General features: G+C 67.1%; 18 protein-coding genes and 2 pseudogenes. 8 read left to right on the top strand and 12 right to left on the bottom strand.

The annotated features are described in order from the left end of the window. Positions 1 to 212: 212 nt before the first annotated feature. The 7 genes from tuf to hppD form a co-directional block, all read right to left on the bottom strand. On the bottom strand, positions 213 to 1,403 hold the full coding sequence (gene tuf, locus NC4_RS25200) for an elongation factor Tu (RefSeq protein WP_067542914.1): 1,191 nt from the start codon (positions 1,401 to 1,403) through the stop codon (positions 213 to 215). A 132-nt stretch (positions 1,404 to 1,535) separates the two neighbouring features. Continuing rightward, positions 1,536 to 3,641, bottom strand: coding sequence for an elongation factor G (gene fusA / locus NC4_RS25205; protein WP_067542917.1), 2,106 nt, complete (start codon positions 3,639 to 3,641; stop codon positions 1,536 to 1,538). A 157-nt stretch (positions 3,642 to 3,798) separates the two neighbouring features. Next, positions 3,799 to 4,269, bottom strand: a complete 471-nt coding sequence (gene rpsG / locus NC4_RS25210; protein ID WP_067542920.1) for a 30S ribosomal protein S7 — start codon at positions 4,267 to 4,269, stop codon at positions 3,799 to 3,801. A gap of 1 nt (position 4,270) precedes the next feature. Continuing rightward, complete coding sequence (rpsL, locus tag NC4_RS25215) at positions 4,271 to 4,645, bottom strand: 30S ribosomal protein S12 (protein ID WP_014353064.1); 375 nt, start codon at positions 4,643 to 4,645, stop codon at positions 4,271 to 4,273. A gap of 278 nt (positions 4,646 to 4,923) precedes the next feature. Then, positions 4,924 to 5,475 (bottom strand): DUF3558 domain-containing protein, encoded by a 552-nt coding sequence (locus tag NC4_RS25220; RefSeq protein ID WP_245721905.1) that lies wholly within the window; start codon positions 5,473 to 5,475, stop codon positions 4,924 to 4,926. A 14-nt stretch (positions 5,476 to 5,489) separates the two neighbouring features. Further along, a complete protein-coding gene (locus NC4_RS25225; RefSeq protein ID WP_067542926.1) occupies positions 5,490 to 6,020 on the bottom strand; it encodes a DUF3558 domain-containing protein in 531 nt (176 codons plus the stop codon). Positions 6,021 to 6,059: 39 nt separating this feature from the next. Then, positions 6,060 to 7,283 carry a 4-hydroxyphenylpyruvate dioxygenase gene (hppD, locus tag NC4_RS25230; protein WP_067542929.1) on the bottom strand — a complete coding sequence of 408 codons (1,224 nt, stop codon included), beginning with the start codon at positions 7,281 to 7,283 and terminating at the stop codon, positions 6,060 to 6,062. A gap of 139 nt (positions 7,284 to 7,422) precedes the next feature. Between hppD and NC4_RS25235 the strand changes: the two genes are divergently transcribed. Beyond that, complete coding sequence (locus NC4_RS25235; protein WP_084529762.1) at positions 7,423 to 7,941, top strand: Lrp/AsnC family transcriptional regulator; 519 nt, start codon at positions 7,423 to 7,425, stop codon at positions 7,939 to 7,941. A 3-nt stretch (positions 7,942 to 7,944) separates the two neighbouring features. Here the strand turns inward: NC4_RS25235 and NC4_RS25240 are convergent, their stop codons facing one another. The 3 genes from NC4_RS25240 to NC4_RS25250 form a co-directional block, all read right to left on the bottom strand. Continuing rightward, on the bottom strand, positions 7,945 to 9,057 hold the full coding sequence (locus tag NC4_RS25240) for a winged helix DNA-binding domain-containing protein (RefSeq protein WP_067542932.1): 1,113 nt from the start codon (positions 9,055 to 9,057) through the stop codon (positions 7,945 to 7,947). Positions 9,058 to 9,082: 25 nt separating this feature from the next. Next, the gene (locus tag NC4_RS25245; protein WP_067542935.1) at positions 9,083 to 10,057 is read right to left on the bottom strand and encodes an NADPH:quinone oxidoreductase family protein; all 975 of its coding nucleotides are present in this window, start codon (positions 10,055 to 10,057) and stop codon (positions 9,083 to 9,085) included. Between the two features lie 80 nt (positions 10,058 to 10,137). Beyond that, positions 10,138 to 11,772: a serine/threonine-protein kinase gene (locus tag NC4_RS25250; RefSeq protein ID WP_067542938.1), complete on the bottom strand. Its 1,635-nt coding sequence runs from the start codon at positions 11,770 to 11,772 to the stop codon at positions 10,138 to 10,140. Between the two features lie 245 nt (positions 11,773 to 12,017). On the opposite strand from NC4_RS25250, the pseudogene NC4_RS45215 reads away from it, so the two are divergent. Both NC4_RS45215 and NC4_RS25260 read left to right on the top strand, forming a co-directional pair. Next, positions 12,018 to 12,792 (top strand): annotated as a pseudogene (locus tag NC4_RS45215) (acyl-[acyl-carrier-protein] thioesterase). A 127-nt stretch (positions 12,793 to 12,919) separates the two neighbouring features. Further along, a complete protein-coding gene (locus NC4_RS25260) occupies positions 12,920 to 13,420 on the top strand; it encodes a hypothetical protein (RefSeq protein ID WP_067542941.1) in 501 nt (166 codons plus the stop codon). 59 nt (positions 13,421 to 13,479) lie between these two features. Here the strand turns inward: NC4_RS25260 and NC4_RS25265 are convergent. Beyond that, positions 13,480 to 15,139 (bottom strand): annotated as a pseudogene (locus tag NC4_RS25265) (4Fe-4S binding protein). Positions 15,140 to 15,329: 190 nt separating this feature from the next. Here NC4_RS25265 and NC4_RS25270 point away from each other — a divergent pair. After that, positions 15,330 to 15,821, top strand: a complete 492-nt coding sequence (locus NC4_RS25270; protein ID WP_067542944.1) for a SixA phosphatase family protein — start codon at positions 15,330 to 15,332, stop codon at positions 15,819 to 15,821. 26 nt (positions 15,822 to 15,847) lie between these two features. Here the strand turns inward: NC4_RS25270 and NC4_RS25275 are convergent, their stop codons facing one another. Beyond that, entirely contained in the window at positions 15,848 to 16,045 is a 198-nt protein-coding gene (locus tag NC4_RS25275) for a hypothetical protein (protein WP_067543454.1), read from the bottom strand. A gap of 73 nt (positions 16,046 to 16,118) precedes the next feature. Here NC4_RS25275 and NC4_RS25280 point away from each other — a divergent pair, with 73 nt between their 5' ends. The 4 genes from NC4_RS25280 (at position 16,119) to NC4_RS25295 (ending at position 19,343) form a co-directional block, all read left to right on the top strand. Continuing rightward, a complete protein-coding gene (locus NC4_RS25280; RefSeq protein WP_067542948.1) occupies positions 16,119 to 16,487 on the top strand; it encodes a VOC family protein in 369 nt (122 codons plus the stop codon). A gap of 92 nt (positions 16,488 to 16,579) precedes the next feature. Continuing rightward, on the top strand, positions 16,580 to 17,800 hold the full coding sequence (locus tag NC4_RS25285; protein ID WP_084529792.1) for an MFS transporter: 1,221 nt from the start codon (positions 16,580 to 16,582) through the stop codon (positions 17,798 to 17,800). An 80-nt stretch (positions 17,801 to 17,880) separates the two neighbouring features. Then, positions 17,881 to 18,330: a MerR family transcriptional regulator gene (locus NC4_RS25290; protein WP_084529763.1), complete on the top strand. Its 450-nt coding sequence runs from the start codon at positions 17,881 to 17,883 to the stop codon at positions 18,328 to 18,330. Continuing rightward, positions 18,327 to 19,343, top strand: coding sequence for an aldo/keto reductase (locus NC4_RS25295; protein WP_067542951.1), 1,017 nt, complete (start codon positions 18,327 to 18,329; stop codon positions 19,341 to 19,343). The genes NC4_RS25290 and NC4_RS25295 overlap by 4 nt, the downstream gene beginning before the upstream one ends. Positions 19,344 to 19,347 lie beyond the last annotated feature (4 nt).

A 19,347-nucleotide genomic window follows, 5' to 3' on the forward strand; every position in this document is an offset into this window, starting at 1 on the left:
TCCACGCTCGCCGAAACAGCCCGTGAGCAGACAGACCGACGCAATGACGGCGGTGCCCAACGACTTTCGTAATCGGTATTCCATGAAGCGGCCCCCCGCACGTACCTGTTCTTCCAGGCTACCGGTGGATACGCGGGCCGCTCCGGAATTCGGGCACACGCGAAAAGGGCCGCTCCCCCAGGGGGAACGGCCCTTCTCAGTAAGAGCGAGTCTTACTTGATGATCTTGGTGACGCGACCGGCACCGACGGTGCGGCCACCTTCACGGATCGCGAAACGCAGGCCCTCGTCCATGGCGACCGGCTGGATGAGCTTGACGCTCATCTCGGTGTTATCGCCCGGCATGACCATCTCGGTGCCCTCGGGGACGGTAACGACGCCGGTCACGTCCGTGGTACGGAAGTAGAACTGCGGACGGTAGTTGTTGAAGAACGGGGTGTGGCGGCCGCCCTCGTCCTTCGACAGGATGTACGCCTGGCCCTCGAACTCGGTGTGCGGGGTGGTGGTGCCCGGCTTGACGACAACCTGGCCACGCTCGACATCGTCACGCTTCAGACCACGAACCAGCAGACCGACATTGTCGCCCGCCTGGCCCTGGTCCAGCAGCTTGCGGAACATCTCGACACCGGTGATGGTGGTCTTCTGCGACTTCTCGCGGATGCCGACGATCTCGACTTCCTCGTTCACGTTGATCACACCACGCTCGATGCGACCGGTGACGACGGTGCCACGACCGGTGATCGTGAAGACGTCCTCGATCGGCATCAGGAACGGCTTGTCGGTCTCACGGACCGGGTCCGGGATCGACTCGTCGACGGCGTTCATCAGGTCGAGGACCGACTGGGTCCACTTCGGGTCGCCCTCGAGCGCCTTCAGACCGGAGACGCGCACGACCGGGGCGTCCTCGTCGAACTCCTGCGAAGCCAGCAGCTCGCGGACCTCCATCTCGACGAGCTCGAGGATTTCCTCGTCGTCGACCATGTCGGACTTGTTCAGGGCGACCAGGATGTAGGGCACGCCGACCTGGCGGGCGAGCAGCACGTGCTCACGGGTCTGCGGCATCGGGCCGTCGGTGGCGGCCACGACCAGGATCGCGCCGTCCATCTGGGCGGCACCGGTGATCATGTTCTTGATGTAGTCCGCGTGACCGGGGGCGTCGACGTGCGCGTAGTGGCGCTTCTCGGTCTGGTACTCGACGTGGGAGATGTTGATCGTGATACCACGAGCCTTCTCCTCCGGCGCCTTGTCGATCTGGTCGAACGCGAACGCAGCGTTCACGTCCGGGTAGGTGTCAGCCAGCACCTTGGTGATCGCCGCGGTCAGCGTGGTCTTACCGTGGTCGACGTGACCAATGGTGCCGATGTTGACGTGGGGCTTCGTCCGCTCGAACTTCGCCTTCGCCACTGTGGTCCTCCTGGACTAGTTTGGTGCGTGCATTTTTGCAGCAGTGCGGTTTTTATAACTGGGTGTCCTTCAGGACTCCCGGCCGGGGCAGGCTTTGTCTCCCAAAGGATCCGCACCCTGCCCCGTGAGTGACTACTCGCCGGTCGCCTTGGCGATGATCTCCTTCGACACGTTGGCCGGAACCTCCGCGTACGAAGCGAACACCATGGAGTAGTTCGCCCGGCCCTGGGTCTTCGACCGCAGGTCACCGATGTAGCCGAACATCTCCGAGAGCGGAACCAGCGCCTTGACGACACGGGCACCACTGCGTTCCTCCATGGCCTGGATCTGGCCACGGCGGGAGTTGAGGTCGCCGATCACATCGCCCATGTACTCCTCGGGCGTGATGACCTCGACCGCCATGAGCGGCTCGAGGATCACCGGACCGGCCTTGCGGGCCGCTTCCTTGAGGGCCATCGCGCCGGCGATCTTGAACGCCATTTCCGAGGAGTCGACCTCGTGGTAGGCGCCGTCGAGCAGCGAAGCCTTCACATTGACCAGCGGGTACCCGGCGAGCACGCCGTACTGCATGGCGTCCTGGATACCGGCGTCGACCGACGGGATGTACTCGCGCGGAACGCGGCCACCGGTGACCTTGTTCTCGAACTCGTAGGTCGCACCGTCCTCGGCGTCCACCAGCGGAGCGAGGCCGATGATGACGCGGGCGAACTGACCCGAACCACCGGTCTGCTTCTTGTGGGTGTACTCGAGCTTCTCGACCGGCTTGGTGATGGTCTCGCGGTAGGCCACCTGCGGCTTGCCGACATTGGCCTCGACCTTGAACTCGCGCTTCATGCGGTCGACCAGGATGTCGAGGTGCAGCTCGCCCATACCGCCGATGACGGTCTGGCCGGTCTCGTCGTCCAGCTTCACCGAGAAGGTCGGATCCTCTTCGGCGAGCTTCTGGATCGCGGTGCCCAGCTTCTCCTGGTCGGACTTGGTCTTGGGCTCGATGGAGACCTGGATGACCGGATCCGGGAAGGTCATGGACTCCAGCACGACCTGGTTCTGCGGATCGCAGAGGGTGTCGCCGGTGGTGGTGTCCTTCAGACCGATGACGGCGTAGATGTGGCCCGCCTGGACCTCGCCGACCGGGTTCTCCTTGTTGGAGTGCATCTGGAACAGCTTGCCCAGACGCTCCTTCTTGCCCTTGGTGGAGTTGATGACCTGGGCGCCGGAGTCGACCTTGCCGGAGTACACACGGATGTAGGTCAGCTTGCCGAAGAACGGGTGCGCCGCGATCTTGAACGCCAGGGCCGCGAAGGGCTCGGTGACATCCGGGTTGCGGTGGATGACTTCGTCTTCCTTGCCCGGCACGTGGCCATCGGCGCCACCGTCGTCCAGCGGGGACGGCAGGTAGTCGATGACGGCGTCGAGCATGGGCTGCACGCCCTTGTTCTTGAACGCCGAACCACACAGGATCGGGTACAGCTCGGAGTTGACGGTCATCTTGCGGATGGCGCCCTTGATCTCCTCGATCGAGAGCTCCTCACCGCCGAAGAACTTCTCCAGCAGCGCCTCGTCGGACTCGGCGACGGTCTCCAGCAGTTCCTGCCGGTAGATCTCGGCCTGATCCTTCAGATCCTCCGGGATCTCGACGACCTCGTAGGACTCACCGAGCTTGGTCTCGCCACGCCACACCTTGGCGTTGTTCTCGACCAGGTCGACGATGCCCTCGAAGGTGTCCTCGGCGCCGATCGGCAGCTGGATGACCAGCGGGCGCGCGCCCAGACGATCCTTGATGGTCTGCACGGTGAAGTAGAAGTCCGCGCCCAGCTTGTCCATCTTGTTGACGAAGCAGATACGCGGCACGTCGTACTTGTCGGCTTGACGCCACACCTGCTCGGACTGCGGCTCGACACCCTCTTTACCGTCGAACACCGCGACGGCGCCATCGAGCACGCGCAGCGAACGCTCCACCTCGACGGTGAAGTCGACGTGCCCGGGGGTGTCGATGATGTTGATCTGGTTGTCTTTCCAGAAGGTGGTGGTCGCGGCAGACGTGATCGTGATGCCGCGCTCCTGCTCCTGCTCCATCCAGTCCATGGTGGCGGCGCCATCGTGGACTTCACCGATCTTGTAAGTGATACCGGTGTAGAAGAGGATGCGTTCGGTGGTGGTCGTCTTACCGGCATCGATGTGGGCCATGATGCCGATGTTGCGGACCTTGTTCAGGTCGGTGAGCACGTCCTGTGCCACGGAAATCTTCCCCGCTCTTAGCTAGTGGGATCTTCGGGAACGACCCTGGCTTCTCCAGCGGTCATCACCGTGTCGAAGTCCGGCGCGGCGTGTTGTGTGCCACGCCGGACTGTGACTCGACTCCCGGACCATCCCGAGGGAAGGGCCGGGGGGCGAATCACCAGCGGTAGTGCGCGAACGCCCGGTTCGACTCGGCCATCTTGTTGGTGTCCTCGCGACGCTTCACCGAAGCGCCCAGGCCATTGCTGGCGTCGAGCAGCTCGTTGGCCAGACGCTCGACCATGGTCTTCTCACGACGCGCGCGGGAGAAGTTCACCAGCCAGCGCAGCGCGAGGGTGTTGGCGCGGCCCGGACGGACCTCGACCGGCACCTGGTAGGTGGCGCCACCGACACGACGGGGCTTCACCTCGAGGGAGGGCTTGACGTTGTCCAGCGCGCGCTTGAGGGTGACGACCGGGTCGGTGCCGGTCTTCTCGCGCGCCTGCTCCAGCGCGCCGTAGACGATGCGCTCGGCGGTGGACTTCTTGCCGTCCAGCAGGATCTTGTTGACCAGCTGAGTGACCAGCGGGGACCCGTAAACCGGGTCGTTGATCAGCGGACGCTTGGGTGCGGGGCCCTTGCGTGGCATATCAGCTCTTCTCCTTCTTGGCGCCGTAGCGGCTGCGAGCCTGCTTGCGGTTCTTCACACCCTGGGTGTCGAGGGAGCCGCGGATGATCTTGTAGCGCACACCCGGGAGGTCCTTCACACGACCGCCGCGAACGAGCACCATCGAGTGCTCCTGCAGGTTGTGGCCCTCACCGGGGATGTAGGCCGTGACCTCGACCGCGCTGGTCAGGCGAACACGCGCGACCTTACGCAGCGCGGAGTTCGGCTTCTTCGGGGTCGTGGTGTACACGCGGGTGCACACGCCACGACGCTGCGGGCTCCCCTTGAGGGCCGCAGTCTTGGTCTTCGCGACCTTGTCGCGGCGACCCTTGCGGACCAGCTGGTTGATGGTTGGCATAGACCGGCTTTCCTTTTAGTAACCAGGTGTCTGGAACTTCATGTCTTTGTCATTCGAGCTTTCCGCCCAGTTCTCATGGCATTTCCTCGCCACGAGGTCGGGCGTGTCGTGCTCAGCGCGTAGCCCGGAATCCGGGCACGCTGGAACGGTCAGCCGCTCTCGCTGGCCTACGTACTGCGCACAAACCTGCCCGCATGCTTCCGGGCACAGCGGTCCATGATACCCGGACCTTTTTCGGGGGGCAAAAAGGGGTCCCTCGAGCGGGGCTGGTAGAGGGGCTATCGGGCGAGGTTCAAGGTCAGCTCGACCAGCTTCGAGGCGGCCGCGCAGGGGTCGCCGTGCGCGGAGCCGGAACGGTAATTCACCCACCAGCCAACGATTCCCGCGTCCGCGGCCGGTGCGAACAACCCGCACGAATCGGCGTCGTTCGGGCGGCGCACCTCCAGCGATCGGCGGCCCTGGACGTTTATGTCATTGGTCACATAGCCGAGGCGGTCGTTATTGGTCTTCTCATTGTTGAGCGAGCCCTCCTCGTACCAACTCAGCGTGACCATGCCGCTGCCCGCGGTGCCGCCCTCGAGATCCCACATGCACACCGCGCCGTTGAACGACGGGCTCACATAGGTGCCCTCGCCGACCGCCTTGCCGATGTCCTCGAGCGAGACCACCTCGCACTCGCGCAGCAGTTTGTCGAAGTTGGTGTTGATGCGGCCGCCGCCGTCGCCGGTGGTGCCGCCCGCGGGCAGGGCGGTGCCGTCCACCGTCCGGCCGCAGCCGCCGACCGCGGCGGTGACGGCCAGCACGGCGAGCACGATGGCGCTCCGTCGCATAGGGCGCATTCCCCTCATCCGAGCCGCTGCACGGTCAGCTCGGCCATCTTGCGCGTGCGATCGCACGGATTGCCGAGATTGTCGCCGCCGAAGATGCCGTAGGACATGGACCATTCGAAGAAGTCGTCGTCGAGCTGGATGGCCAGATCGCAGACGCGATTGGACGGGTCCAGGGCCTGGAAGCCGGTGCGGCCGCCCACCTCGATGGTCTCCGGGTTGCGGCCGACGCTGGCCACCCACGCCTTCTCACGATCGATGGGGCTGCCCCGGTAGGAGGCGAAAGTGACGCTCGCGCCGCCGATTCCGCCGCCCTGCCAGTTGCATCCGACCGAGTTCTTGAACACCACGCTCACCGCGCCGAGGCCGCCGATATCGCGTACTTCGTCGTCGGTGAGGTGACCGCATTCGCCGACGAACGGGCCCAGGGTCGCCACCTTGGGTGGCGGCCGCAGGCCCGGTGTGTCGCCCGAATCGTCTTTCCCCCCACACGCCGACAGCAACAGCGCGAGGATCGACCCCGTGATGATCGCCGATGTCATCCGCATGCCGCCGAGCCTAGTGGATTTGCCGCATGCGCCTCTTGGTCAGAGGTTCCCGCGCGCCTCCTGCTCGCGCTCGATGGCCTGGAACAGGGCCTTGAAGTTGCCCTTGCCGAAGCCGAGGGAGCCGTGGCGTTCGATGAGTTCGAAGAACACGGTGGGGCGGTCGGTGATGGGCTTGCAGAAGATCTGCAGCAGATAGCCGTCCTCGTCGCGGTCGACCAGGATGCCGCGGCTCTGCAGTTCCTCCACGGGGGCGCGCACGTGGCCGATGCGGGCGCGCAGTTCCGGGTCCTCGTAATAGGAGTCGGGGGTGTCGAGGAATTCGATGCCCTCCCGGCGCAGCACGTCCACGGCGGTGAGGATGTCGCCGGTGGCCAGGGCGATGTGCTGCACGCCCGGGCCCTGATAGAACTCCAGGTATTCGTCGATCTGCGAACGCTTGCGACTGGGGGCCGGTTCGTTGAGCGGGAACTTCACGCGGTGGTTGCCGCTGGCCACCACCTTGCTCATGAGGGCGGAGTACTCGGTGGCGATATCGTCGCCGATGAATTCGGCCATGTTCTCGAAACCCATGACGCGGCGGTAGAACTCGACCCATTCGTCCATCTGGCCCAGTTCCACATTGCCGACCACGTGGTCGATGGCCTGGAAGATGCGCTTGGGCGCGCCGTCGCGCGGGGTGAAGGCCGACTTGCGGGCCACGAAGCCGGGCAGATAGGGGCCGTCGTAGCGGGAACGGTCGACCAGGGTGTGCCGGGTCTCGCCGTAGGTGGCGATGGCGGCGGTGCGGACGGTGCCGAATTCGTCTGTCACATCGTGGGGTTCGACCAGGACCGTGGCCCCGTGGGTGCGGGCCCATTCGATGCAGCGGTCCACATCGGGCACCTCGAGGGCGATATCGGTGACGCCGTCGCCGTGCCGATCGTGGTGGGCGACAAGCGGACTCGCGGGGTCCACCGCGCCGCACACCACGAATCGGGCCCCGCCGCTGCGCAAGACGTACGCCTTGTGATCGCGATTGCCGGTCTCGGGACCGGAGTACGCCTCCAGGTTCATACCGAAGGCGGATTCCAGGAAGTGGGCGGTCTGCACGGCATTTCCTACCGCCCAGACCAGGGCGTCCCAGCCGATGACCGGGAAGGGGTCGGCGGTCTCGTCGTGGTCGACGAGGCCGACCAGCCGTCGTAGTTCCTCGTTTTCCGGCAGGTCGATCGGCTGCCAGACCACGGCGTCATCGCTTCTCCAGCCGGTGATCTCGATACTCATGGATCCAGGAAATCCTCGCGGTCGGCATTGGGCAATATCGCCGAAATTCGTTAGACATCCTGGTGAATTACGCCACCATCTGCCCCGGAGTGCTGGACAATTTGAATAGAACAGAGCACCGCCGAGCGGAGGTACAACCGTGGCCCGCACGCCCGCCAAACTGGATGAACTCGATCTGGCGATCCTGACCGCCATGCACGAATTCCAGAAGGCCGGAATCCTGGAGTTGTCCCGGCGCACCCGGGTGGCCCGGGCGACCGTGCAATCACGGATCGCGCGCATGGAGGAGGCCGGGGTCATCGCCTCCTATGATCCCCAGATCGATTTGACAGCAGCGGGTTTCGATGTTGAAGCCTTCGTTACGCTGGAGATCTCACAGGGCGCGCTGGAGGCGGTGGCCGCCGATCTGGAGGGCATCCCCGGCGTTCTCGAGGCGTATGCGACCACCGGGTCGAGCGATGTGCTGTGCCGCATCGGGGCCGATTCGCACGCCGGGCTGCAGACCGTGCTGCTCAGCATCGACCGCAGTGCCTCGGTGGTGCGGTCGCACAGCGTCATCGTGCTGTCCACGGTGGTGCAGCGGCGGACGCTGCCGCTGCTACGCACGCTGACGCCGTCGGGCTCCAGCAAAGCCCCGGCGTATCGCAATGCACACTGAGCCTCAGGGACGCAAATCGGTTCCGGGATCGAGGATTTCGACGCTCGGCGTGCGATCGGGCTCCAGGAATCCGAGCAGGGCATGGGCTTCGGCTTCGACCGCCGCGCGTTCGGCCGGGGTCCAGGCGCCGCCCGGGCTGATGCGCAGGCGGGCGGTGGCGCCCTGCGGGAAAACCTTGTAGAGACCGGAGAGGTAGCCGTCGACCAGGATTGCCGACACCGCCGTCGCGAAGGCGCGCAGCGGCGGCGCCCCACCGTCGAGAATGATGCGGGTGCGGTCCTGGTGGGAGAGCAGGGCATTGTCGTACCAGCCCAGAAAGCGCACGGGGGCCGGGAGATCCGGGTCCGCGAGTTGGGCGTCGGCGGCGTCGTAGAGGGTGCGGCCGCGGTCGTCGGTGTAGGTGCGGACGCGGTCGCCGAGACGGTCCACGGCCGGTTTCATACCGGTGAGCTTGGACCAGGTCTGCATGTCCATGGTGGTGGCCGGGCCGAAGGCGCGCAGGTAGCGGAGCAGGAGTTCTTCCAGCGGATAGCCGAGGTCCAGGGGTGCGCCGAGCCAGGGTTCGACGCGCGACCAGACGGGGCGGCTGCTGTCGCCCCAGCGTCCGCGCGGCGGGGTCTGCAGGACGGGCAGCTGGTAGAGCCAGGTTTGCAGGACCGCGCCCGGATCCCGATCCGGGTAGAGGGCGGCGGCGTGGGCGCGCAGTTCGGCGGCGGGGGTTGGGGTGTCGCCGAGGACCTTCTCACTATTGACGCGCACCTCCTCCGGATCCAGGCCGACCATGGCGCCGTAGTTGAAGCCCTTGCGGAAGGGGATCTTCTCCAGCTCCGGCTGGATGTGCGGGGCGATGCGCAGCGCATCGGGCGGGGTGACCAGGTGAATGGTGCCGCGCATCAAGGTGATTCGCACCAGGGAGCGGTCTTCCAGGCCGGTCGAGACCGTCGCGGGATCGAAATCCGCGATGCGGCTCCAGGCGGCAACGAACGGCGGCAGCATGTCCTGCGCCTGGAGACCGATCAGGTGATCGCACAGGTGCGGCACGGTGAGCGCGCTACGTTCCAGCAAGTGCTGGCGGGCGAGCAGGGTCCGGTTCAGGACCCGGTTGGACAGTTTCACGATGGACCTACCTCCGGGATCGGGCTCAGCGGAGGGTGACTACGACCTTGCCGGTGGCGGTGCGCTTGTCCAGCGCGGAGACGGCCTCGGCGGTGTGGGCCAGGGTGTAGATGGCGGGCTCGGGCGGGACGATCTTGCCGTCGGCCAGCAGCGGGCCCACCTCGGCCCACTGCTCCTGCAGATAGCCGGGATGGGTCATGGCCCATTCACCCCAGGCGGCGCCGATCACCTCGACATTCTTGAGCAGCAGGCGGTTGACCTTCACGGTGGGGATCTCGCCGGCGGTGAAGCCGACCACGAGTAGTCGGCCGCCCGAGGCCAGCGAGCGGACGCTGTCGGTGAAGCGGTCGCCGCCGACCGGATCCAGCACGATATCCACCCCGCGCCCGCCGGTGAGCTCCTTGACCGCAGCCAGCCAGCCGTCGGTCAGCACCACATCGGTGGCCCCATTGGCCCGCGCGACCTCGGCCTTCTCCTCGGTGCTCACCACCGCGATCACCCGGGCCGCGCCCAGCGCCTGCGCCATGCGCAGCGTGGAGGTGCCGATACCGCCCGCGGCGCCGTGCACCAGCACGGTCTCCCCGGCCGCCAGACGCCCGCGCTTGGTCAGGCAGAAGTGCACGGTGAGGTCGTTGAACAGCACGCCAGCACCGGCTTCCAGCGACACATTGTCGGGCAGCTGGAACACCATCTCGGCGGGCGTCACCGCGACATCGGCGACCGCATTGCCGAGCAGCGTGAGCGCCACGACCCGGTCCCCTTCCCGCACGTGCGCACCCACGGGCGCCTCCCGCACGATGCCCGCGATCTCGCAGCCCACGATGTAGGGCAGCGGCGGTTTCATCTGGTACAGACCACGCGTCATGAGCACGTCGGGAAAGGCGACCCCGGCCGCATGCACATCGATGACGACGCCACCGGGATATCCGGCAGGCTCCGGCACCTCGCGCACCTCGATGGCCTCGGGCCCTTCCAGCTTGCTCACAACCGCTGCGCGCACACCAATACTCCGATCAATCCACAAATGGATACCAAGCGAACGTAACCGATCACCCGGCCCGAGACCAGCATCGATCGATGTCAGCGGTGGGCGTATTCGATCATGGGCTCGTCGGCGAGCACATTGCCGCCCTTGGTGATGGTGAGGGCGGCGGCGGTGATGCGGTACTGGGTACCGTCGGTCGGATTGGTGACGGTGAAGCCGCCCGCGCCGTCGGGGATCGGGTCGTCGAGTTCGATGCCCGCACCGTCGCTGATGCGGATGCCCTTGTAGTAGTAGCGGCCGACGCCGGTGCGGCAGACCACGATGCGGGAGGAGGAGCTGCGGCCGATGGCGTAGGCCGGATTGTCGGCATTGCAGCGGGCTCCGGCGGTTCCGATGAAACCCTGTGCGTCCGCGCCGGTTACGGAACCGGTCAGCGGGGGCAGGGTGGTGGTGACCGCGGTGGTGGTGGCGGGGGTGGTCTTCGGCGTGGTGCGCGGGGGCGTGGTGAGGCTCGGCTGGGCGGTGATGGGTGAGGTGGTGCCGCTCGCCTCGGTGCCGCCGGTCTCGTTGCCGGACACCAGCACCCAGCCCAGTACGGCGGCCAGCACCAGGACGATGCCGAGCAGCGCGCCGATCAGCAGGCCCACGGAGCGATGGTCGCGCGGCGGCGGCAAAGGCAGTGGGGCGGAGGGATGTTCGCGCTGCGGGCCGCCGATGAAGGTCGGCTGCGATTCCGAATAGCCGGATCCGTAGCCGCGCGGCGGCGGGGTGAAGTCGACCGGGCCAGAGGGATGTTCGGGACGCGGCGGCTGGGCGGCCGAGATCTGCTGCGACACCGGCGGATACACCACCGTCGGCGGGGCGGGCGGGACCGTGGTGCGGGTCTGTTCACCGTGCTCGGCCCGCAGCAGGGCGGCGCGCGCGGCGCGGGCCAGCTGGCCCGCGGAGGCGTAGCGGCGCTGCGGATCCTTCGCCATACCGACGGCCACCACCTGATCGAGGGTGGCCGGTACGCCGGGGCGGACGCTCGGACGCGGCGGCGGGAACATCATGTGGGCCCGGATGGTGGCCAGATTGCTGTCGGTCCGGAACGGGACCTCGGCGACGAGACATTCGTAGAGCACGCAGGCCAGGGCGTAGATATCGGCGGCCGGGGAGACCGCGGTGCTGTGCTCGAAGCGTTCGGGGGCCATATACGCGAACGAGCCGATGGCGCTGCCGGTGGAGGTCAGCTGCACGTCGGAGGCCGTGTGCGCAATGCCGAAATCCACCAGATAGGCGAACAATTCGCCGGTCAGCAGGATATTGGCGGGCTTGATATCGCGGTGCACCAGGCCGCTGTCGTGCGCGGCGTCCAGGGCGGCGGCGATCTGCTCCACCACCGCGACCGCGTGCGCGGGCGGCAGCGCGCCCTCGTCGTGCAGATACGCCTTGAGATCGCGGCCGCGCACCAGGCGCATATCGATGAACAGCACGCCGTCCACCTCGCCCCAGTCGTGCACCGGGATGACGTGCGGCTCCTGCAGGCGTGCGGCGGTGCGGGATTCGCGGCGGAACCGCTCCACATAGGCGGGCGAGCGGGCCAGTTCGACATCGAGCAGTTTCACGGCCACCACGCGGTCGCGCACGGTGTCGTAGGCCTCGTACACCTCGCCCATGCCGCCCACCCCGATCAGGCGGCGCAATTCGTACTGGCCGAACCGCGTTCCGGCTCTCGCCCCAGCGGTCACTTCGCTCGCCTCCCCTGCGACTGAATCACTCACCGAAAGGCTACGGGCCTGCGCACTCGACTGTCATGCCCCCGGCGCAAACCGCGCCGAGTCGGTAACAAGGAGAGGTGGGCCCGAGACAAGTAGAAGCGGCGTCCACAGAAGTAGAGGTGACTCGACGCGAGTGTGTGACGTGCGCACCGTAAAGTCATGTCACAGCAAGCACCGCACGAAACGCAGCACACCGTGCAGCGCGAGGAGCACCAGTGTCAGTCGATCAGCCACTCGCCCCGCTTCCCCAGGAGGGCATGGGCTTCGCTGCCGCGTGGCCCGTCCGGGCTGGCGACGTGGATCCCTATCACCGGCTGCGCTTCGACGCGATAGCCCGTTATTTGCAGGATATCGCCTGGGAGGAAATGCATTCCGGATTCTTCCACCGCACCGACCCGGCCTGGATCGTGCGCCGCACCGTGGTGGACGTGGTGCGGCCCATCCACTGGCCGGACCGGGTGGAACTGCGGCGCTGGTGTTCGGCCATGTCCACCCGCTGGACCAAATATGCGGGTGCGAATCACCAGTGCGGACGGCAGTCTCATCGAGACCGAGGGCTTCTGGATCAATATCAACGAATCCACCAATATGCCGACCCGGATCAGCGACGAGGGCTTGGCCGAACTGTCCCGCACCACCGATGAGCACCGGCTGCGCTGGCGGCCCTGGCTGATCGATCACACCCCGCCGGAATCCGATACCGATCTGCCGTTTCCGGTGCGCGCCACCGATATCGACCAGTACAACCACGTCAACAATGCGGCGTACTGGCAGGGGGTGGAGCAGTACCTGGTGGACTATCCGAAACTGGTGGCCGGACCGCACCGCGCGGTCATCGAGTACATCGCCCCGGTGTGGGCGCGCCAGCACATCAGCGTGCGCAGCCGCTACGAACCGGGCGATCGGACCGGTCATCCGGCGCTGCGGCTGTGGTTCGTGGTCGGCGGGATCACCACCACGGCGGTGCGGATCGGGCCGCTACCGGGCTGAGCCGGGATCGCGAATTCACCTGTTCTGCCGACATTCCCGGCGAATATTGCGTTCGCTGGAGATTAGCCTGGCAGACTCGGCGAAGGGTAGATCACCGTGCGGTGATCGAGAACAGGAGATCGCCGATATGAGACTCGCGCACGTCACCCTGATCGCGGCCACGCCCGTGCTCATCGCCGGACTCGCCGCTTGCGGGAATTCCTCCGATTCGGCGAAGTCCACCACGACCGCGACCACCGTCGCAACGACCACCATCGCCACGACCACCACCTCGGCAGCACCCGCCCCGCCGCCCGTGACCAGCACCGCGGCGCCCGTGACCAGCACGACCGGCCCGGCGCCCACGCCGCCGCCGACCACCACGCCCGCGCCCGAACCGGTCGAGGACGTCGACTGCGGCCCCGTCACCGATGCGGGCGGCGGCACCCGCACCGTGATCGCGGTGGGCACGCCCGCCGGGCGGGTGGGCTGCACCGAAGCCATCAATGTCGCGACGAAATACGTGCAGACCATCAGCGATACCGATGTGGCCACCATCGACGGCTGGTCGTGCAATGCTCAGCCGGATGCGGAGGTGCCGTCCATGTGCGCCAAGGACGGCCTGCTGATCAACCTGCGCGCCAACTGAATTCAGCGCGAAGCGGCCCCGCCCGAATCCGGGCGGGGCCGCTTCGCATACGGCGGCGTTCAGCCCTTGGCGGCCTTGAGCAGATCCTCCAGGCTGGTGAACTTCACGCGCGGGCGGCCCGCGGCCTTGCCCGCGGTGCGCTCGGCCTGGTCGATGGCCTTCCAGCCGTCCCGGCCGACCATTTCCGGCTGCCGTTCGGCGAGCAGGGCGTCGAGTCCCGCGCGATCACCTTGCGGGGCGGTGAGTTTGCCCTGTACGAAATCCTCGATGAGCTGATCCACGGTCTCCTGCGAATCGACCCGGTTGGAGCCGATGACGCCGCGCGGACCGCGCTTGATCCAGCCCGAGACGTACACGCCCGGCACCGGAGTGCCCTCGGCGTCGACGACCCGGCCCTGGGCATTGGGGATGACGCCCTTGTTCTCGTCGAACGGGATGCCCGCGAGCGGTTCACCGCGGTAGCCGAACCAGCGAGGCGTCCAGGCTGCCGGTGCGGTCGGAGGCGCGGGCCACGGTGCGGCCGTTCTCCTCGACGAGTTCGTTGTGCACGTACTCGACGGCCTCCGCCTTGCCGTCACCGGTCACGGCGGTGGGAGACACCAAGTAGCGGAAGACGATTCGCTTGTTGCCCGGCGTCGGGGCCTTGGCGGCGTATTCCTGCGCGAGGGTGTACTTGAGCCGCAGCGACGGCTCGATATCGGGATCGTCGAGTTCGGCCTGCGAGGCCGGGTCGAGGTCCAGTTCGGCCGGATCGATGACGACGTCGACGCCCTTCAGGTGCGCCAGCGCCAGGAATTCCGGCGAGCTGTAGGCGGCCTGGAGCGGACCGCGGCGGCCCAGTACAACCATCTCCTGGATATTGCTGGCGCGCAGCGCATCCAGGGCGTGGTCGGCGATATCGGTCTTGGCCAGTTCGTCGGGAGCGACGGTGAGCACCCGGGCCACGTCCAGAGCCACATTGCCATTGCCGACAATGACGGCGCGTTCACCGGAGAGGTCGAACTGGCGGTCGGCGAAGTCCGGATGCCCGTTGTACCAGGCCACGAACTCGGTGGCGGAGTAGCTGCCGGGCAGGTCCTCACCGGGCACGTCGAGCTTGCGGTCGGTGGCCGCGCCGTGCGCATACAGCACCGCGTGGTGGTGCGCGAGCAGTTCCTCGTGCGAGATGTGCGTGCCGACTTCGACATTCAGCCGGTACTGCAGGGCATCGCGGCGGAAGGCCGATTCGAACAGGCCCGCCACCGATTTGGTGCCCGGGTGATCCGGGGCGACACCGGCGCGGACCAGGCCGTAGGGCGTGGGCAGCCGGTCGAACAGCTCCACCTCGACATCGGCGCGGCGCAGCAGCTCCTCGGCCGCGTAGCAGGCGGCCGGGCCCGCGCCCACGATGGCGACGCGCAGGGTGCCCAGTTCCTTGGGCGCGCGGCTGGGCGCGACCAGGGGCTCGAAATTGGATTCGAGCGGGTGGCGCTCGAAGTACTGCGCGTTGATATCGCGGAATCTCGCCAGGGACGCGGTCAGATCGTCCTCGGAGAAGATGGCGTCCACCGGGCAAGCATCGACGCAGGCACCGCAGTCGATGCAGGTGTCCGGGTCGATGTAGAGCATTTCGGTGGTCGCGAACTCCGGTTGCTCCGGGGTGGGACGAATGCAATCGACCGGACATTCGGGTACGCAGCTGGCGTCGTTGCAACAACGCTGCGTGATCACATAGGCCATATCTCGCAGATCCTCGAAACAGTCGCGTGGTGCTCACTCCGCTCGGGTGCGAGCCGGGTGGGTAGAACACGTTCTAATTTAGCGGTAGTTCCGCACAGTCGGTACTGCGGTCGCCCCGCCCTCTTCAAGTGTGCCTCGAGTGTGAGGCCGGTCTCCTGTCGGCATCGGTGTGACGCTTACCGTAATACCCATGGTGCGGACCCTCATCTTGATGCGGCACGGCAAATCCGGCTACCCGGAAGGCGTGGCGGACCACGACAGGCCGCTGGCGCCGCGCGGACGGCGCGAGGCCGGGCTGGCGGGCGACTGGCTGCGCGAGACCCAACCGGGGATCGACGCGGTGCTCTGCTCCACCGCGACCCGCACCCGCGAGACGCTCGCGGCGACCGGCATCACCGCGCCGGTGACCTTCGAGAAGGGCATCTACGAGGCGTCACCGCACACCCTCATCGAACTGGTCCAGCTCGCCGATCCGGCCGTGGCGACGCTGCTGCTCATCGGGCACGCTCCCGGAATGCCGTGGACGGCATGGGAACTGGCGAGCAACCGCGGTTCCACGGCGGCGGAGGAACTCAGCCGCAAATTCCCCACCTCGGCGCTGGCCGTGCTCGAATTCGACCGGCCGTGGGCCGAGGTGGATCCGGGCACGGGCGATCTGGTGCGGTTCCACGTGCCCCGCTGAACAGACCGTGGCTACTTCAGGCGGTGTTACTTCAAGACGCGCCACGCGAGAACGCCGCCGCCCAGCAGGAGCAGCAGCAGCGCCCAGCCGAACCCGGCGACGGCCCACACGATCCCGAACACCACGAGCACCGGTAGCGCGGCAACGGCGGCGATGACCGGATTTTCCCTGACGGTCTCGAGTGCCGAGCGAGCCCGGACCCGATCGATGTCTTTTCCTGGCATGAACACCAGAGTAGGCGCGAAATGTGGATCCGAACCCGGCATTCCGGCCGGTGTCGAGTGGCAGGCTGGGGCAATGGACTGGAAAATCGAACTGGTCGCCATTCCTGTGACCGATGTGGACCGCGCCAAGGACTTCTACACCAAGATCGGCTTCAATGCCGATCACGATCACTCCCCCGCCCCCGAGATCCGCTTCGTCCAGCTGACCCCGCCCGGCTCCGGCTGTTCCATCTGTATCGGCACCGGCATCACCCAGGCCGCGCCTGGCAGCGTCGAAGGCATGCAGATGGTCGTCGCCAGCGCCGAGCAGGCGTATCAGCAGCTCGTCGCGGCGGGTGTGGAGGCCACCCCGGTCAAGGACGAGGGCTGGGGCCTGTTCACCTACTTCGCCGATCCCGACGGCAACAAGTGGGCCATTCAAGAGCTGCCGAACTACGGGTAGTCCCCGGTAGCGCTTTTTGCTGAACCGGCAACGTTGCTTGTCGAAAACGATTACCGCAGCCGATCCTTCGATCGGAGGTGATCGGAGTGGACATGACAACGGATGCGGCGAATCGAATTGCGCCGGAAGCACTTCGGAAGGAGGCGGGTGCCGCCGGACGGCTGCCCGTCGGGGTGTACCTGCTGGGATTCAGCCTGTTCGCCATGGGGAGCGCGGAGTTCCTGCTGGCGGGTGTGCTGCCCGCGGTCGCGACGGACCTGGACGTCACGCTCTCGTCGGCCGGATTGCTGATCACCGCATTCGCCTTGGGCGTCGTGCTGGGCGGGCCGCCGTTCGCGGTGCTGAGCCTGCGCTGGCCGCGCCGGACCGCACTGCTGGCGACACAGGGCGTCTTCGCGGCGAGCATTGCCGCCGGACTGTTCGGCGGCTACGAGGTGCTGCTCATCAGCCGTGCCATTGTCGGTGTCGCCTATGCGGGCTTCTTCGCGGTCGCGGCGGTGACGGCCATCGGGCTGGTGACGCCGGACCGCAATGCCCGGGCGTCCGGGGTGGTGGTCAGCGGGCTCAGCGTGGCCATGGTCGCGGGCGGTCCCGCGGGGACGCTGCTCAGCCATTTCACCGATTGGCGCGGCGGGTTCTGGGCCGTGGTGGCGCTCACCGCCGCCGGGATGATCGGTTGCCGCCTGGGGCTGCCCGCCGCCGAGCCGCCTGCCGGGCACGGGGCCGGGCCGAGTGTGCGGCGCGAGCTCGCCACCATGCGCAAACCGCTGCTCTGGGGCGTGTACGCGATCATCATCCTGACCACGGCGGGGTACATGATCACGTTCAACTATCTGGCGGCCATGCTCGCCGAGATCACCGCCGTGCCGGAGGTCTGGATTCCGGCGATCCTCGCGCTGTTCGGGATCGGGGCTTTCGCCGGGCTGTCCATCGGCGGGCGGATTTCCGATCGGCGCCCGCACCTAGCACTGCTCACCGGCGCGGGGGCGATCGTCGCCCTCTCCCTCGTACTGATTTTTGCCATCGAGCGGGCCTGGGCGGTGGTTCCGGTCGTATTCCTGCTGGGCATTGCCGCCTTCGTGCTGAATCCGGCCGTCTACGGCAGAGTTTTCGCCATTGCGGGCGATGCGCCGACGCTGGCGGGCGCGACCACGGTGTCGGCCTTCCAGCTGGGGATCAGCATTACGCCGGTGCTCGCGGCCGTCACGCTCACCCGGGGCGCGGCCCTCACCTCGGTGTGCGTCATCGGCGCGGTCCTGGCCGCGGCGGCCATCCCGCTCGTCCTGGTGGACCGGGCACGGCGGGGCCGCTGACGGGACCGGCAGAATTGTCTTGCTTGGAGTGCACTCCAGGTGGCTAGCGTCGTCGTTGTTCCACAGAAAGGGCGAGATCGATGAGCGCACCAGTGCGGCGGGGAGCGGAGTACGAGCGGCAGCGGTATTCGATCGGAGAGGTCTCCGATCGGTGCGGGCTCACCCGGGACACGCTGCGCTGGTACGAGCGGATCGGATTGATGGACTACGTCGGCCGGGATCATTCCGGGCAGCGGCGGTTCAGCGACCGGGATCTGGATTGGCTGGAGCTGATCGGGAAACTGCGCCGGACCGGCATGTCGGTGGCCGATATGGTGGCCTACGCCGAGCTGGTCCGGGCCGGGGAACACACCTTCCCGCAGCGGCTGGCCATGTTCCGCAAGACCCGCGCCGAGGTGCTCGCCCAGATCGAGGAACTCCAGGAGACCGTGGCCGTCCTCGACTGCAAGATCGCCAACTACGAAGGCAATCCGGCGGTAGATTGGCGGGCCGTGGTGAAAAGACGTGTGGGCGAAGGGATTCAGCCATGACGACCACACAGGTTCTGCCCACCACCGCGCTCGGCGCGGACGGCGCCCGGGTCGGGGTGCAGGGGTTCGGGGCAATGGGTATCAGCGAGTTCTACGGGGCCAGCGACCTCGTGGAATCCCGGGCCACGCTGGAGAAGGCGCTCGAACTGGGCGTCACGCTCTTCGACACCGCGGACATGTACGGCAGCGGCCACAATGAGGAATTCGTCGGCGAATTCGTCCGGGCGAATCGCGAGAACGTGGTGCTGGCAACGAAATTCGGGCTGGTGCGCAAGGCCGAGGATCCGCGCTACCGGGGCATCGACAACTCGCCGGAGTACATCCGGCGGGCGGTGGACGCCAGCCTGCGGCGGCTCGGCATCGATGTCATCGACCTGTACTACATGCACCGCAAGCAGCCCGGCGTACCGGTCGAGGAGACCGTGGGCGTCATGGCGGAACTGGTGGCGCAGGGCAAGATTCGCCAGGTCGGGCTGTCCGAGGTGACGGGCGCGGAACTGCGGGCGGCGCACGCGGTGTATCCGATCGCGGCGGTGCAGTCGGAATGGTCGCTGTTCTCCCGCGATGTGGAGCGCACGGTCGTCCCGGCGGCCGTCGAGCTCGGCATCACCTTCGTCCCGTACTCCCCGCTCGGCCGCGGCTTCCTGACCGGCACCATCGTCCCCGGCAGCATTCCGCTGGAAGGTGATGTGCGGCACGGCTTCCCGCGCCTGAGCGGGGACAACGCCGCGCGCAATATCGAGCTGCTGGCGCCATTGCGCGCCATTGCCGAGGCACGCGGAATCACCCTGGCGCAGGTCGCGCTGGCCTGGGTGCACGCCCGCGCCGGTGTGCACGAGCTGTCGGTGGCGCCGATTCCGGGCACCCGCAGTCGCACTCGCCTCGCGGAGAATGTCGCCGCGGCGACCATCGTCCTCACCGCGGACGAACTCGCCGCCCTGGAACCGATCGCCACCCAGGTGAGCGGCGACCGGTATGTGGATATGAACTTCACCCAGGCCGGGCGCGAATAGCGCC

Origin of the sequence: Nocardia crassostreae, from assembly GCF_001613405.1 — a bacterium.
In the GTDB taxonomy this organism is placed as follows: domain Bacteria; phylum Actinomycetota; class Actinomycetes; order Mycobacteriales; family Mycobacteriaceae; genus Nocardia; species Nocardia crassostreae.

Bases quoted from the DNA above. Each gene is read 5' to 3' on its own strand.
- rpsG (WP_067542920.1), bottom strand. From the start codon at position 4,269: ATGCCACGCAAGGGCCCCGCACCCAAGCGTCCGCTGATCAACGACCCG.
- rpsL (WP_014353064.1), bottom strand. From the start codon at position 4,645: ATGCCAACCATCAACCAGCTGGTCCGCAAGGGTCGCCGCGACAAGGTC.
- NC4_RS25220 (WP_245721905.1), bottom strand. From the start codon at position 5,475: ATGCGACGGAGCGCCATCGTGCTCGCCGTGCTGGCCGTCACCGCCGCG.
- NC4_RS25225 (WP_067542926.1), bottom strand. From the start codon at position 6,020: ATGCGGATGACATCGGCGATCATCACGGGGTCGATCCTCGCGCTGTTG.
- hppD (WP_067542929.1), bottom strand. From the start codon at position 7,283: ATGAGTATCGAGATCACCGGCTGGAGAAGCGATGACGCCGTGGTCTGG.
- NC4_RS25260 (WP_067542941.1), top strand. From the start codon at position 12,920: ATGAGACTCGCGCACGTCACCCTGATCGCGGCCACGCCCGTGCTCATC.
- NC4_RS25270 (WP_067542944.1), top strand. From the start codon at position 15,330: ATGGTGCGGACCCTCATCTTGATGCGGCACGGCAAATCCGGCTACCCG.
- NC4_RS25275 (WP_067543454.1), bottom strand. From the start codon at position 16,045: ATGCCAGGAAAAGACATCGATCGGGTCCGGGCTCGCTCGGCACTCGAG.
- NC4_RS25280 (WP_067542948.1), top strand. From the start codon at position 16,119: ATGGACTGGAAAATCGAACTGGTCGCCATTCCTGTGACCGATGTGGAC.
- NC4_RS25285 (WP_084529792.1), top strand. From the start codon at position 16,580: ATGACAACGGATGCGGCGAATCGAATTGCGCCGGAAGCACTTCGGAAG.
- NC4_RS25290 (WP_084529763.1), top strand. From the start codon at position 17,881: ATGAGCGCACCAGTGCGGCGGGGAGCGGAGTACGAGCGGCAGCGGTAT.
- NC4_RS25295 (WP_067542951.1), top strand. From the start codon at position 18,327: ATGACGACCACACAGGTTCTGCCCACCACCGCGCTCGGCGCGGACGGC.